Raw genomic sequence first — 14,568 nt, 5'->3', positions numbered from 1 at the left:
CTACGCGCCGGTCCCGCCGCGCACCGCGTCCACGAACTCGGCCACGCGCACCACGGTGTCGGTGGCTTCGGCGAGCAGGCCCTCGGGCAGGGCGCGCTCGAAGGTGCCGTCGTCGCAGGCCGCCGCGAGCGCCGGGTCGATCCCCAGCTGCCCGAGCGCCTCGACGTCGAAGGCCTCGGCCGTCTCGGCCAGGCGGCTCGGCCCGTAGGGGTAGATCCTCTCCCCGCAGTGCGGGCACTCCACGTACGCCATGTTCTCCACGAGACCGAGCACCGGGACCTGCATGAGGTTTGCCATGTTGACGGCCTTGCCCACGACCATCTGCACGAGGTCCTGCGGGGAGCTCACGATCACCACGCCGTCCACGGGCAGCGACTGGAAGACCGTGAGCGCCACGTCGCCGGTTCCCGGGGGCATGTCCACGAGCAGGTAGTCGAGCTCGCCCCAGGCGCACTCGCTCCAGAACTGCTTGATGGCCCCGGCGACCACCGGGCCGCGCCAGAGCACCGGGTCGCTCTCGTGCTCGAGCACGAGGTTGGCGCTCATGACCTTGATGCCCCCCGCGGTCCGGTTGGGGACGAGCAGCTCGTCGACCGCGCGGGCGCGCTCCCCGGCGAGCCCCATCATGCGCGGGACCGAGGGGCCGGTGATGTCGGCGTCCAGGATGCCCACGCGCGCGCCGCGGCGGGCCAGGTTCACGGCGAGGATGCCGCACACGAGCGACTTGCCCACGCCCCCCTTGCCCGACACCACGCCGATGACGTGGCGCACGTTCGAGCACGCGTTCTGCTCCTCGACCTGGGGAGGCTGCGCGGCGCCCTTGCTGCCGTGCAGGACCTCGTCGACCTCCTCGCGGAGCCTGTCCTGCTCGCTCTTCTCCATGCGTGGTTCCTCTCCCTTGGCGCGCCGTCGGGCGCGCGGCGTTTGTGCGACGAGACGATTCTACCCAAGGGGGAGTCCGGGATGGTTCATACTTGGGCCAGGCACACCGCCCGCCGACACAGAGATGGAGGCCCCATGATCTTCACGTCCCTCGCAGACGCCGCCCGCAACGACGTCACCTCCGCGCGCATGGCCAAGGCGCTCGAGTTCCTCACGCGTCCCGACCTGGCCGAGCTCGCCCCCGGCCGCCACGAGATCATGGGCGACGAGGTCTTTGCCAACGTCCAGGAGCTCACCACGGTCCGCCCTGGCGAGAAGAACTACGAGGCGCACCGCCGCTACGCCGACGTCCACTACGTCATCTCCGGCGAGGAGCTGATGGGCGTGGCGCCGGTGGGGGAGTGCGAGCCGGTGGGCGAGTTCTCCGAGGCTGACGACTTCGGCCTGTACGTGCCGGGCGACCGCGAGGCCTGGGCCACGCTGCGCCCCGGCGACCTCGTGGTCACGCCGCCGTGCGACGCGCACAAGCCCGGCTGCTGCCCCGGCGAGCCGGCGCCGCTCAAGAAGGTCTGCGTGAAGGTGCTCGTTGACTAGCGAGAAGTACGACGCGCCCGGCGCCGGCGCGGAGTCCCTGCCCGCCGCCGACGAGTGGGGCGGGGGCTGCGGGCCCAACTGCTTCACCCTCGACGGCGACGGCTTCACCTGCGCCCGCGTTCTCGACGAGCCCGAGGTCTGGCGCGTCGAGCTCCTCATGCACGACACGTTCCTGCCCTCCGTGAACGCCTTCGTGGTGCTCGACGGCGGGGAGGCGCTCGTGGTGGACGCGGGCACGCCCGACCCCATGAACGACACGCGCCTCATGCGCGCCCTGCTCGGGCTGGGGGTGGACCCTGCGCGCACGACGCTCTTCTGCACCCACGCCCACATCGACCACGTGGGGCTCGCGCGCGAGCTCGCTGAGGCGGGCGCGCGCGTGCTCGTGCCGGAGGGCGTGCTCGCCGACATGCGCCGCTTCGCCGTGGAGGCGTGGAGGGACGAGATGGCCGCCCGCCTCGCCGCGGAGGGCGCCCCCGCCGCCGAGGCCGCCGAGCTGGCGGACGTGATCTGGGACCACGTGGTCAACTTCGAGCGCGAGAGAGTCGCCTTCGAGACGGTGGCGGCCGGCTCCCCGGTGGGCTGCGGCCGCTGGTCGTTCGAGGTCGTCCCCGCGCCGGGCCACACGCAGGGGCAGTGCGTGCTCTGGGAGCCCCGCTCGCGCACGGCGTTTCTCGGCGACGCGGTCCTGTTCCTGTGCTCCACCTGCATAGGCTTCTGGGGCGAGGGCGAGGACCCGCTCGGGGCGCAGCTCAAGACGCTGCGGCGCCTCGCGGGCATGGGGATCGAGCACGCCTTCATGGGCCACGGGCTCCAGGAGGGGGACGTCTCCGAGCGCTGCCTCGCCAACGCCGCCCACCACGAGCGGCGCAGCGCGCGGGCCCTGGCGGCCATCGAGGCGGAGCCGGGCCGCACGGGCTTCGAGCTGGTGGGCGAACTCGGCTGGCGCGCGCCCTTCGACCACTGGGCGCAGACGCCGGCGCTCACGCGGTGGTTCCTCGTCTCCGAGAGCGTGGCGCACCTCGACCACCTGGTGGCGACGGGCGCGGCGCGCCGCGAGCGCGGGGCCGACGGCGTGAGCCGCTACTTCCCGTCGTAGGCGCGCGTACGTGCAGGTTCCGGACGCTTTGTCCTCCCGAACCGTCCACAACCTGCATGGATTCCGGGTACGTGCAGGTTCCGGACGCTTTGGACGAGAAAAACGTCCACAACCTGCACCTATTGGGGAAACGTGCGGGTTCCGGACGCTTCGGGCCGCCAAACCGTCCATAACCTGCGCGCTCACGTTCTTCTCGACCGTACACGTGTTTGCATATCCCGTGGAGCCGCCGCAACGGGCCTCCGCGCCGCCGGCGCTCGGCTACACTAGAGCGGCTAAAAACTCGCAACACGGGAGGCCCCCACATGGCCCAGAGCTGCATTTCCATCCGCGGCGCGCGCGAGCACAACCTCGCGGACGTGGACGTTGACATACCCCGCGACAAGCTCGTCGTGATCACGGGCCTCTCCGGCTCGGGCAAGTCGAGCCTCGCGTTCGACACCATCTACGCGGAGGGCCAGCGCCGCTACGTGGAGAGCCTCTCCAGCTACGCGCGCCAGTTCCTCGGCCAGATGGACAAGCCGGACCTGGACAGCATCGACGGCCTCTCCCCGGCCGTCTCCATCGACCAGAAGACCACCTCGAGAAACCCGCGATCCACGGTGGGCACCGTCACGGAGATCTATGACTACCTGCGCCTGCTGTTCGCCCGCGTGGGCACGCCGCGCTGCCCGGAGTGCGGGCGCGTCATCGAGCGGCAGACCACCGACCAGGTGGCAGACAAGGTCCTCGAGCGCGCGCAGGGGCGCCGCGCCCTCGTGCTCGCCCCGGTGGTGCTCGACCGCAAGGGCGAGTACACCAAGCTCTTCGAAGACCTGCGCCGCGAGGGCTTCTCCCGCGTGCGCATCGACGGCGAGGTGCGCGAGCTCGGCGACGAGGAGATCCGCCTGGAGAAGAAGCTGCGCCACAACGTCGAGGTCGTGGTCGACCGCATCGTGGTGCGCGAGGGCTCGCTCGGGCGCATCGCCGAGGCCGTGGAGCAGGCCACCAAGCTCGCGCAGGGCAGGGTCGGCTTCTACCTGCTCCCCGACCGCGACGACCCGGAGCGCCTCCCCGGCGAGCTGCTGAGCTACTCGCTCGCGCTGGCCTGCCCCGAGCACGGCCACTCCATGGACGACCTCCAGCCGCGCGACTTCTCCTTCAACGCCCCCTACGGCGCGTGCCCGGACTGCGACGGCCTGGGCTTTCGCAAGGTCGTCGACGCGGAGGCCCTGATCGAGGACCCGTCGCTGTCCGTGGCGGGCGGCGTCTTCGGCGGGCTCTTCGGCCACTCCAACTACTACCCGCAGGTGCTCGCCGCCGTCTGCCGCCACCTCGGCGTCTCGGAGGACACCCCGTGGTCCGAGCTCCCCAAGAAGGTCCAGACCGCGCTTCTCGACGGCCTGGGCTCCACCAAGGTCCGCGTGGACTACCTCACGCGCGACGGGCGCAACACGCACTGGTTCACCACGTACGCCGGCGTGCGCAAGATCCTGTTCGACCGCTACCAGGAGACCACCTCCGAGGCCATGCGCGCCAAGTACGAGAAGTACATCCGGGAGGTCCCGTGCTCCACGTGCCACGGCGCGCGCCTCAAGCCGGAGATACTCTCCGTCACGGTGGGCGAGAAGAACATCTGGGAGGTCTGCGAGCTCTCCTGCAAGGAGTGCCTGGCGTTCTTCGACGGCCTCGAGCTCTCGGAGCGCCAGGAGTTCATCGCCGGCCCCGTGGTCAAGGAGATCCTCGCGCGCCTGCGCTTCCTCGTGAACGTGGGCCTCGACTACCTCACGCTCAGCCGCGCGGCCGCCACGCTCTCGGGCGGCGAGGCGCAGCGCATCCGCCTTGCCACGCAGATCGGCGCCGGCCTCATGGGCGTGCTCTACATCCTCGACGAGCCCTCCATCGGCCTGCACCAGCGCGACAACAACCGCCTCATCGAGACCCTCAAGCGCCTGAGGGACCAGGGCAACACCGTGATCGTGGTCGAGCACGACGAGGACACCATCCGCGCCGCCGACTACGTGATCGACATGGGCCCGGGCGCCGGCGAGCTGGGCGGGCGCGTGGTGGCGGCCGGCACGCCGGACCAGATCGCGGCGTGCCCGGAGTCGATCACGGGCGCCTACCTCACCGGCAGGCGCGAGGTGCGCCTGCCCGAGAAGCGCCGCAACCCGCGCAAGGGCGCGATCAAGATTTCCGGCGCCGCGGCAAACAACCTGCGCGGCGTCAGCGCCAAGATCGAGCTCGGCACCCTCACGGTGGTCACGGGCGTCTCCGGGTCGGGCAAGAGCTCGCTGGTCACGGACACCATCGCGCCCGCGCTCACCAACGCGGTCCACCGCTCCAAGCGCCCCGTCGGCCCCTACAAGAAGCTCGAGGGCGTCGAGCTCGTCGACAAGGTCATCGACATCGACCAGTCTCCCATCGGCCGGACCCCGCGGTCCAACCCGGCCACCTACATCGGCCTGTGGGACGACCTGCGGGCGCTCTTCGCCTCGCTGCCCGAGAGCCGGGCGCGCGGCTACAGCCCGGGGCGCTTCTCGTTCAACGTCCCCGGCGGCCGCTGCGAGGCCTGCAAGGGCGACGGCCAGATCAAGATCGAGATGAACTTCCTGCCGGACGTCTACGTGCCCTGCGAGGTCTGTCACGGCAGGCGCTACAACCGCGAGACGCTCGAGGTGCTCTACCACGGCAAGTCCATCTCAGACGTGCTCGACATGACGGTCCACGAGGCGCTGGCGTTCTTCTCCAACATCCCGCGCATCAAGAACAAGCTGCAGACCCTCTACGACGTGGGCCTCGGCTACATCCACCTGGGGCAGAGCTCGACCACGCTCTCGGGCGGCGAGGCCCAGCGCGTCAAGCTCGCCAAGGAGCTGCACCGCCAGCAGACGGGCAAGACCTTCTACATCCTCGACGAGCCCACCACGGGCCTGCACTTCGAGGACGTGCGCCAGCTCGTTGAGGTGCTCGAGAAGCTCGTGGACGCCGGCAACACGGTGCTCGTGATCGAGCACAACCTCGACGTCATCAAGATGGCCGACCGCGTGCTCGACATGGGCCCGGAGGGCGGCGACGGGGGCGGCACGGTGGTCGCCTACGGCACGCCCGAGAAGGTCGCCGAGGTTCCGGGCAGCTACACGGGCCAGTTCCTGCGCCAGGTGCTCGAGCGCGACCGCGCGCGGCACGCGGGGGAGTAGCCCCGTGGCGCGGCGCGAGAAGCTTCAGAAGACCAACGCCATGCGCGAGCTCGAGGCGGCGGGCGTGCCCTTCTCGTACGAGACGTACGAGGTGGACGAGTCCGACACCTCGAGCGAGCTCGGCCTGCACATCGCGCAGATGCTGGGGGAGGACCCGGCCGCGAGCTTCAAGACGCTCGTGTGCGTGACGCCGGGAGGGGAGCACGTGGTGTGTTGCATCCCGGTGGCCGACGAGCTCGACCTCAAGAAGGCGGCGGCAGCGGCGGGCGAGAAGAGCCTCGCGATGATGCACGTCCGCGACCTCGAGCCGACGACGGGCTACGTGCGCGGGGGATGCTCGCCGGTGGGCATGAAGCGGCGCTTCCCCACGCTGATCGACGAGACCGCCCAGCTCTTCGACAAGATCCACGTCTCCGGCGGGCGGCGCGGCCTCTCGCTCGTCCTCGCCCCGGACGACCTCGCGAGCTTCTGCGGCGCCGCCTACGCCGACCTGGTGCGCTAGGCGCTCCCGGCTTCGCGGCGCTTCTCGGCCCTCGGCTCCCGCGGCCGCACAATTCCGGAATTGTGCGAGAAGCGACCGGGACAACCCGGCTTCTCTAAGCGCGAGAAGAACCTCAACTGGGAGAACCCCCTCCGCACGCCCCGCCCGGCCGCACAATTCCGGAATTGTGCGGCCCGACGGGAGCGGCGCGGCGGGAAATCCGGGCGGTGCTCGTCGCGCGTCACTGTGGGGAAACGGCGGGAAATCCGCGCGGCGCCCTCCGTGCGGGGCGGGGCGGTGAGAAGATAAAGGGTCTTTGCCCGCGACGCGAGGAGGCAGACAGGTGAGTCGCACGCCCGCATACCAGCCAAAGCACATGAGGCGCCTCGGCGAGGACGCCGAGCTCACCACGCGCATCGACGCCCGCGCCGCCCGCGAGTCCGACACCCAGGAGCAGGTCGGGCGCAGCGCCGCGCTCATGAGCGTGCTCGTGGTGGTGAGCCGCCTCACGGGGTTCCTCCGCACGTGGGGGCAGGCGTACGCCATCGGCGTCACGGTCATGGCGAGCTGCTACTCCATCGCCAACAACCTCCCCAACCAGCTCTACGAGCTCGTCGCCGCGGGCATGCTCACCACGGCGTTCCTGCCGGTCTACATGTCCGTCAAGAAGCGGGCAGGCACCGAGGGGGCGAGCGAGTACACCTCCAACCTCGTCTCCATCGTCCTTCTCGTCATGGGCGCGGTTACGGTCCTGGGCTTCGTCTTCGCGTCGCAGATGGTCTACACGCAGTCCTTCACCGCGACCGACGAGTTCGACTTCGACCTCACCGTCTACTTCTTCCGCTTCTTCGTGATCGAGGTCGTGCTCTACGCGCTCTCGTCGATCTTCTCCGGCGTGCTCAACGCGGAGCGCGACTACTTCTGGGGGCAGGCGGCGCCGATCTTCAACAACTTCGTGACCACGGCCTCCTTCCTCGCCTACGCGTTTCTCGCCGACAAGAACCCGGAGCTCGCGCTGCTCGTCCTGGCCCTGGGCAACCCGCTCGGCGTGGCCGTGCAGGTCGCCCTGCAGATACCCCCGATGCTGCGCCACGGCATCCGGCTGCGCTTTCGCGTTGACCTGAGGGACCCGCTGCTCAGGGAGACGCTCAAGATCGGCGTGCCCTCCGTCGCCGTGGTCGTTGCCTCGTTCGTGACCACCTCGGTGCAGTCGAGCTCGGCGCTCTCCGTCGTGGCGACGGGGGCGTCGATCACGTACTACTCGCGCCTGTGGTACACCCTGCCGTACTCCATCCTCACGGTGCCGATCACCACGGCGATGTTCACCGAGCTCTCCGACAGCTGGGCGCGCGGCGACAGGGGCTCGTTCACGCGCGGCATCGCCTCCGGAACGAGCCAGATCCTGTTCTTCTCCGTCCCGTTCATGCTCTACCTCATGGTCTTCTCGGTGCCGCTCATCTCGGTTCTCGCCGCGGGCAGCTTCTCTGCCGACGCGCTCTCCATGACGGCGTCCTACCTCGGCGCCTACGCGGTCTCGCTGCCGGCCTACGCGGTCTACATGTACCTGCAGAAGGTCGCCTCGGCGATGCGCAGGATGGCCCTGTGCGCCGTGGCCAACGCCGTGGCGGCCGTGGTGCAGGTGGTCGCCCTCCTCGCGCTGACCCCGCGCTTCGGGCTGGACTTCGTGGCGCTCTCCTCGACGCTGTTCTTCGTGACGCTGTGCGTCGTCATGTTCTGGAGCCTGCGCGCCGCGCTCGGCAGGATCGGCCTGGGCTCCGTGCTGCTCGCCGCCCTGCGCTCCGCCGCGCTCGGCCTGGCCGGCGCGGCCGTGGGCGCCGCCCTCCTCGCCCTGCTCAACTCATCGCTTGGCGACTGCGCGGGGTCGATGCTCCGCTCGGTCGCCTACTGCGTGGCCGCCGGCGTGCCCGCGCTGCTCGTGACCTACGGCGGCGCCCTGCTGCTGCGCGTGCCCGAGGCCGGGATGATCAGTCGGCTCGCGGGGCGCCTGCTCCACCGCTGACGGCGGGACGCGCCGACGTCAGCGCGCCCCGCCCGCCCGGCGCCTCAGCGTCCCACCACGAGCTCCTCGCAGTTCTCCACCGAGAGGTAGACCACCTGCGCCCCCAGGGGGCCGAGGGCGAGGGGGTCGCTCGGCATCACGTCGGGAAAGCCGTGCCAGCGCACGGGCCCCTCATCCGGCCACGCGTCCGCCTCGGCCCCGTCGCGCGCCTCGCGAGCCTCCCGCACGAGGCGCTCGCGCAGGCGCGACTCGGCCTCGACGGCGGCGCTCTGCTCGACCCCCTCGACCGGGGCCGAGCTGGTCGGCTCGGGCATCTCGCCGCCGTGCTCGAGGATGTAGTCGAGCGTGGCCCGGCGCCGGTCGAGGGTCCGGTCCACCACGAGCTCCCGGACCGCCTCGACGAAGGCGTCGCCGTCCGCCTGCTCGGGACGCATCGCTATGACGAGCGCGCTCCCCGGCCAGGCGCCCTCCTGCCGCTCCGTCCCCTCGCAGGTCACCACGAGGTTCGCCTCGGGCCAATACAGTGCCATGTCTGCTCCTTTCGGTCGGAAACGGGCGGACAGCGTAGCAGGGGGCACCTTCCGCGGACCTTCCACCTGGCTTGCGCGCACCTTCCACGCGCAGGTGGGCGGGCATGGCCGCCCGCCTTCGGCCCGCGGGGTTCTTCGCAGGCGGCGTACAGTCCCCGGCGAGCGGCGCGACGAGCCCGCCCGCGCCGCCGCGGGGCTCACCGCACGTGACCGAGTCGTCGAAACCGCAGCTCGGGGCCGTGCGGACACCAGCTTCCCACCACCCCTTGCGCAATCACTTTACTGTGCTAAAGTATTCGGGACCGACGAGGGCCGCCACCGCGCGGCGGAGAGGAGCGACGTGAGAACCGCAACGCCCCGGGGCTTCAGGGACATCCTTCCGACGGAGGCGCTCGCGCGCGAGCGCATTACGGACGTCGTGCGCGGGGTCTTCTCCTCGCACGGCTACCTTCCCGTCGAGACGCCGCTGCTCGAGGACCGCGCCGCGCTCGAGCGCGGGGGGCGGATCAAGGACACGCCGTTCCAGCTCTTCGACGCGGACGGCACCCTGCTCATGCTGCGCCCGGACCTCACCCTGCCCGTGGCGCGCCTCGTGGCTGGGCGCGTGGGAGCAGGCGAGCTCCCCGCTCGCTTCCGCTACAGCGCGCCGGTCGTGCGCGAGGAGCAGAGCCTGCGCGGCCAGCCCCGCCAGTTCACGCAGCTCGGCGTCGAGCTCGTGGGGACGGACGGTGCCGCTGCGGAGACCGAGGTCGTCCGCCTGCTCGCCGAGGCGCTCTCGGCCCTCGAGGTGCCCGACTGGCGCATCGTCTTCGGCTCGGTGACCCCGCTCACCGCGCTTCTCGCCACGTGCGCGCCCTCCGCGGACTTCCGCGAGCGGGTGCTCGCGCTCGTGCACGACTCGGACCTCGTCACCCTCGACGAGCTCGTCGCGTCCACGCCGGGCCTCCCGCCCGAGGCGGCGCGGGCCCTGCGCGAGGTCTGCCGCATGAGCGGCGGGGCGGAGGTGATCGGGCGCCTTGACGCGCTTCTCGCCTCCGCCGGCGTCGAGGCAGCGTCGCGCGGCACCGCCGAGCTCGAGGCGCTCGCGGCGGTGCTCGAGGACCTCTTCGAGGACGGCCGCCTCTCCTTCGACTTCTCGATCATCAACTCCTTCGACTACTACACCGGGATCGTCTTCAAGGGCTACGCCGAGGGCATCGCCGCGAGCCTGGGATCGGGCGGCCGCTACGACGCGGTCCTCGCCAACCTCGGGCGCCCCGGGCTCGCCGCCTGCGGATTCGCGCTCTCGCTCGAGCGCCTCCAGGAGGTGCTCGGGGAGCCGGGGGAGTCGGGCGTGGTGACGCCGGGCGTCCGCCTGGCCGAGCGCCCGCTGCGCGTCGCCGTCCCCAAGGGGTCGCTCTTTGCCGACACGGTGGCGGCGCTGGCGGCGGCGGGCCTTCCCACCTCCGAGCTCTCCGACCCCGGGCGCAAGCTCGTCATCCGCGAGGGCGACGTGGAGTACGTCATCGTCCGCGCCCAGGACGCCCCCGCCTTCGTGGGCCACGGCGGCGCCGACTGCGGCATCTGCGGCACCGACTCGCTCGTCGAGGCCAACCTCGACCTGCTACAGCTCGTCGACCTCGGCTACGGGGCGTGCCGCTTCGTGGTCGCCGAGCCCGCCTCGCGCGCGGGCCAGGCCGAGCGCAACTACGCCTGGCGCGGGTCGGTGCGCGTGGCGACCAAGTACCCCCGCGTCACGCAGCTCTACTACGACTCCATCGGGCAGCGGGTGGACATCGTGGCCCTGCACGGCAACATCGAGCTCGGCCCGATCGTGGGCATGGCCGACCGCATCGTGGACATCACGGCGACGGGCACCACGCTGGCCGAGAACGACCTCGTGATCGTTGACGAGGTCATGTCCTGCTCGGCGCGCTTCTTCGCGGGGCCCGCCGCCTACCGCTGCGACTCGAGGATTCGCGACCTCGCGGCACGTCTCGCCAAGGTCGCCGGAAGGGAGCCCTAGGATGAGAACCGTCACGCTGAGCGCAGGCCGGCGCCTCTCGCAGTCCGACCTCAACCGCACCGGCGCCCTGCCCGAGGAGGTCATGGCGGCGGCCGAGAAGATCGTGGACGACGTGAGGGAGCGCGGGGACGCGGCGGTGCGCGAGTGCTGCCTGCGCTTCGACCGCGCCTGCCCGACGTCGTTTCGCGTGCCCGACGAGCTCGTGGCCGGAGCCCTCGAGCTCGTGCCGCCCGAGTTCCTGGCGGCCCTCACGCGCGCCCGCGACCAGATCCGCTCCTTCCACGAGCGCGAGCGCGAGCAGTCCTGGTTCACCACGCGCGCGGACGGCACGCTGCTCGGCGTCCAGGTGACGCCCGTGGCGTCCGCCGCCGTGTACGTCCCGGGCGGGAGGGCGCAGTACCCCTCCACCGTCCTCATGGACACCATCCCGGCCAAGGTGGCCGGCGTGGGCCGCGTCGTCATGCTCACGCCGCCCCAGAGCGACGGCACGCTCTCGGCCTACACGCTCGCCGCCGCCGCGCTCGCGGGCGTGGACGAGGTGTACGCCGTGGGCGGCGCCCAGGCCGTCGCCGCGGCGGCCTACGGAACCGAGACCATCCCCGCGGTCGAGAAGATCGTGGGGCCGGGCAACGCCTACGTGGCCGCGGCGAAGCGCTACGTCTCCGGCGACGTGGGCATCGACATGGTCGCAGGCCCCTCCGAGGTCTGCGTGCTCGCGGACGCCACGGCCGACCCCGTGGTGGTCGCCGCCGACCTCATGGCCCAGGCCGAGCACGACCCGATGGCCTCCTGCTACCTCGTGACCTGCGACGACGAGCTTCCCGGGCGCGTGCTTGGCGCCGTGGAGCGCCTCGTGGCGCAGAGCCCGCGCGAGGACGTCACCCGCGCCTCGCTCGACGAGCGCGGCGTGGTCGTCGTCGCCGAGGACCTCGGGGCCGCCGTCGACGCGGTGAACGTCATCGCCCCCGAGCACCTCGAGCTCCACTGCGAGGACGCCCTCGGCCTCGTCGGGAGGATCAGGAACGCCGGCGCCATCTTCGTGGGCGCCTGGAGCTCCGAGCCGCTCGGTGACTACGTCGCCGGCCCCAACCACACGCTGCCCACCGGCGGCACGGCGCGCTTCTCCAGCCCGCTCGGCGTCTACGACTTCCAGAAGCGCTCGAGCGTGATCTGCTACACGCCCGAGGGGCTTCTCGCCGACGCCGAGGCCACCCAGACCCTGGCCCAGGCCGAGGGCCTCTGGGCGCACGCGCTCTCGGTGGGCCTGCGCCGCCGCCTGGCGGAGGGCGGGGAGGCCGTGACCGAGGGCGCGCATCGCGTCGCCTGGCCCGAGGACCTGCCCGCGCCCGCGGGCGTGCCGCTCCCGGGCCTCGGCGGGAGGGGATAGCCATGGGCGAGAAGAACCTCGACGTCGCCGCCCGCCTGCGGCCGGCGCTGCGCTCCTTCGAGCCGTACGACCCGGCCTTCTCCCCGTGCCGCGTGAACCTCTCGGCCAACGAGAACACCCACGAGCTGCCGGACGAGGCGCGCGAGGCAATCTCCGCGGCGCTTCTCGCCACGCCGCTCAACCGCTACCCCGACCCGATGGCCAACGACCTGCGCGACGCGCTCGCGCGCCGCCACGGCACCGACCGCGCGCACGTGGTGGTGGGAAACGGCGGCGACGAGCTCCTCTTCAACCTGCTCTTCGCCTTCGGCGGGCCGGGGCGCGTCCTCGTGACCTGCCCGCCAGACTTTGCCGAGTACGCCAACTTCGCCAGGATGACCGAGACCGAGGTGCGCGGCGTGCCGCGCGACGCGGACGACTTCTCGATCGACGCCGACGCGCTCGTGGCGGCCGCGGAGGGCGCGGCGCTCGTGATCCTGACCTCGCCCAACAACCCCACCGGCGACCTGGTCGACCGCGCGCTCGTGCGGCGCCTCCTCGACGAGACGGACGCCCTCGTGCTCGTGGACGAGGCGTACGTCGAGTTTGCGGGCGAGGAGGCGAGCGTGGCGCCGTGGGTGGAGCACGAGGGTCGCCTCATGGTGCTCAGGACGCTCTCCAAGGCGTTCGCGCTCGCCGGGTTGCGCGTTGGTTACCTCTTGGCAAACCCGTCGGTGGTCGACGCGCTCGCGGCCGTGCGTCAGATATACTCCGTTGACGTGCTCGCGCAGGCCGTCGCGCTCGCCGCGGTGGAACGCCGGGACGCGCTTGCGCCCGTGGTGGCCGACGTCGTCGCCGAGCGGGCGCGCCTGGCGGCGGGGCTCGCGGGGCTGGGCGGCGTGCGGGTCTGGCCGAGCGCGGCCAACTTCGTGCTCGTGCGCGTGCCGCACGCCGCGGAGGTGCGCCGGCGCCTGCGCGACGAGCACTCGGTCCTGGTGCGCGACTTCAGCTCCGCCCCGGGGCTCGACGACTGCCTGCGGGTCACCGTGGGCACGCGCGAGGAGAACGACGCCCTTCTCGACGCGCTCGCCGCGATACGAGGGGAGCGTCCCTCCGTATCATCATAGACGCAACGATACGAGGGGAGCGTCCCTTCGTATCACCCGAGGGAGGAAGCATGACGAGGACCGCAAAGGCCGTGCGCGCGACGTCCGAGACGGACATCGGGCTCTCTGTTGACCTGGACGGCGCCGGCGTCTCCGACGTGGAGACGGGCGTGCCCTTCTTCGACCACATGCTCTGCGCGCTGGCGCGCCACTCGCTGATCGACCTCACGGTGCGCGCCAAGGGCGACACCGAGGTCGACGACCACCACACCGTGGAGGACACCGGCATCGTGCTCGGCCAGGCCCTGCGCGAGGCGCTCGGCGAGAAGCGCGGCATCCGCCGCTTCGGCAGCGCGCTCGTGCCGCTCGACGAGGCGCTCGTCATGGCGTCCGTCGACCTCTCCGGCCGCGGCGAGCTCTACTGGGACGTGAGAATCGGCCCCGACAAGGTGGGCACCTTCGACACCGAGCTCGGCCACGAGTTCTTCGTTGGCCTCGCGCGCGAGGCGGGCATGACCCTTCACCTGCGGCTCGTTTGCGGAGAGAACGCCCATCACATCCTCGAGGCAACCTTCAAGGCCGCGGCGCGCGCCCTGCGCGAGGCTGTTGAGAGCGACCCGCGCGTCGAGGGCGTGCCCTCCACCAAGGGGAGCCTCTGATGGCGCGCACGATCGTCGTCGTCGACTACCACAAGGGCAACCTCAGCTCGGTCGAGCGTGGCCTGGTCGAGGCGGGCGGCGAGGCGCGCGTCTCGGACGACGCGTCCGCCATCCGCGAGGCCTCTGGCGTGGTGCTTCCCGGCGTGGGGAGCTTTGGGGACGCGATGGCCTTCCTGCGGGAGAGCGGCGAGGCCGAGGCGGTCCTCGACGCCGTCGGCCGGGGCGTGCCGTTCCTGGGCATCTGCCTGGGCCTGCAGCTGCTCTTCGAGCGAGGCGACGAGACGGACGACGGCTCGTGGGCCGAGGGCCTGGGCGTGATGTCGGGCTCGGCCACGCGCCTGGAGTCCACCCGCCTCAAGGTGCCGCACGTGGGCTGGGACCAGCTCGACCTCACGCCGCTCGGCCGCACCTGCCGGCTCTTCCGCGGCGTGGCCCAGGGCGCGCACGTCTACTTCACGCACTCCTACGCGCTCGCGGACGACGTGGAGCCGTGCGTGGTCGCGGCGCGCACCCACTACGCGCGCAGCTTCGCCTCCGCAGTCTGGCGCGAGAACGTCTACGGGGTCCAGTTCCACCCCGAGAAGAGCTCGGCGGTCGGCGGGGCCATCCTGGCGAACTTCGTCGACGTCGTGAGGGGAGGGCGGTAG

General features: G+C 71.6%; 12 protein-coding genes. 10 read left to right on the top strand and 2 right to left on the bottom strand.

Translation table 11 applies throughout. The annotated features are described in order from the left end of the window. A complete protein-coding gene (locus B5F23_RS02045) occupies positions 1 to 882 on the bottom strand; it encodes an Mrp/NBP35 family ATP-binding protein (protein WP_087351072.1) in 882 nt (293 codons plus the stop codon). Between the two features lie 135 nt (positions 883 to 1,017). Here B5F23_RS02045 and B5F23_RS02040 point away from each other — a divergent pair, with 135 nt between their 5' ends. From B5F23_RS02040 to murJ, 5 genes are all read left to right on the top strand, one after another. Next, positions 1,018 to 1,476 (top strand): YhcH/YjgK/YiaL family protein, encoded by a 459-nt coding sequence (locus B5F23_RS02040; RefSeq protein ID WP_087351069.1) that lies wholly within the window; start codon positions 1,018 to 1,020, stop codon positions 1,474 to 1,476. Beyond that, a complete protein-coding gene (locus B5F23_RS02035) occupies positions 1,469 to 2,575 on the top strand; it encodes an MBL fold metallo-hydrolase (RefSeq protein ID WP_087351065.1) in 1,107 nt (368 codons plus the stop codon). The genes B5F23_RS02040 and B5F23_RS02035 overlap by 8 nt, the downstream gene beginning before the upstream one ends. Positions 2,576 to 2,880: 305 nt before the next feature. After that, on the top strand, positions 2,881 to 5,754 hold the full coding sequence (gene uvrA / locus B5F23_RS02030; protein WP_087351063.1) for an excinuclease ABC subunit UvrA: 2,874 nt from the start codon (positions 2,881 to 2,883) through the stop codon (positions 5,752 to 5,754). Between the two features lie 4 nt (positions 5,755 to 5,758). Further along, complete coding sequence (gene ybaK / locus B5F23_RS02025; RefSeq protein ID WP_087351060.1) at positions 5,759 to 6,256, top strand: Cys-tRNA(Pro) deacylase; 498 nt, start codon at positions 5,759 to 5,761, stop codon at positions 6,254 to 6,256. Between the two features lie 322 nt (positions 6,257 to 6,578). After that, a complete protein-coding gene (gene murJ / locus B5F23_RS02020; RefSeq protein WP_241145768.1) occupies positions 6,579 to 8,255 on the top strand; it encodes a murein biosynthesis integral membrane protein MurJ in 1,677 nt (558 codons plus the stop codon). A gap of 44 nt (positions 8,256 to 8,299) precedes the next feature. Here the strand turns inward: murJ and B5F23_RS02015 are convergent, their stop codons facing one another. Beyond that, positions 8,300 to 8,785 carry a hypothetical protein gene (locus B5F23_RS02015; RefSeq protein ID WP_087351058.1) on the bottom strand — a complete coding sequence of 162 codons (486 nt, stop codon included), beginning with the start codon at positions 8,783 to 8,785 and terminating at the stop codon, positions 8,300 to 8,302. Between the two features lie 340 nt (positions 8,786 to 9,125). On the opposite strand from B5F23_RS02015, the gene hisG reads away from it, so the two are divergent. Genes hisG through hisH form a run of 5 tightly spaced genes read left to right on the top strand, consistent with a single transcriptional unit; the run spans position 9,126 to position 14,568 of the window. Beyond that, positions 9,126 to 10,790 (top strand): ATP phosphoribosyltransferase, encoded by a 1,665-nt coding sequence (gene hisG, locus B5F23_RS02010; protein WP_241145767.1) that lies wholly within the window; start codon positions 9,126 to 9,128, stop codon positions 10,788 to 10,790. 1 nt (position 10,791) lies between these two features. Further along, positions 10,792 to 12,177: a histidinol dehydrogenase gene (hisD, locus tag B5F23_RS02005; RefSeq protein ID WP_087351052.1), complete on the top strand. Its 1,386-nt coding sequence runs from the start codon at positions 10,792 to 10,794 to the stop codon at positions 12,175 to 12,177. Between the two features lie 2 nt (positions 12,178 to 12,179). Beyond that, entirely contained in the window at positions 12,180 to 13,283 is a 1,104-nt protein-coding gene (gene hisC, locus B5F23_RS02000; RefSeq protein ID WP_087351048.1) for a histidinol-phosphate transaminase, read from the top strand. Positions 13,284 to 13,333: 50 nt separating this feature from the next. Further along, complete coding sequence (gene hisB, locus B5F23_RS01995; RefSeq protein ID WP_087351045.1) at positions 13,334 to 13,921, top strand: imidazoleglycerol-phosphate dehydratase HisB; 588 nt, start codon at positions 13,334 to 13,336, stop codon at positions 13,919 to 13,921. Next, a complete protein-coding gene (gene hisH, locus B5F23_RS01990) occupies positions 13,921 to 14,568 on the top strand; it encodes an imidazole glycerol phosphate synthase subunit HisH (protein WP_087351042.1) in 648 nt (215 codons plus the stop codon). Before hisB ends, hisH begins: the two co-directional genes overlap by 1 nt.

Source organism: Olsenella sp. An188, assembly GCF_002160255.1.
In the GTDB taxonomy this organism is placed as follows: domain Bacteria; phylum Actinomycetota; class Coriobacteriia; order Coriobacteriales; family Atopobiaceae; genus Thermophilibacter; species Thermophilibacter avistercoris.
This window is presented reverse-complemented; position numbering and strand designations above follow the sequence as displayed.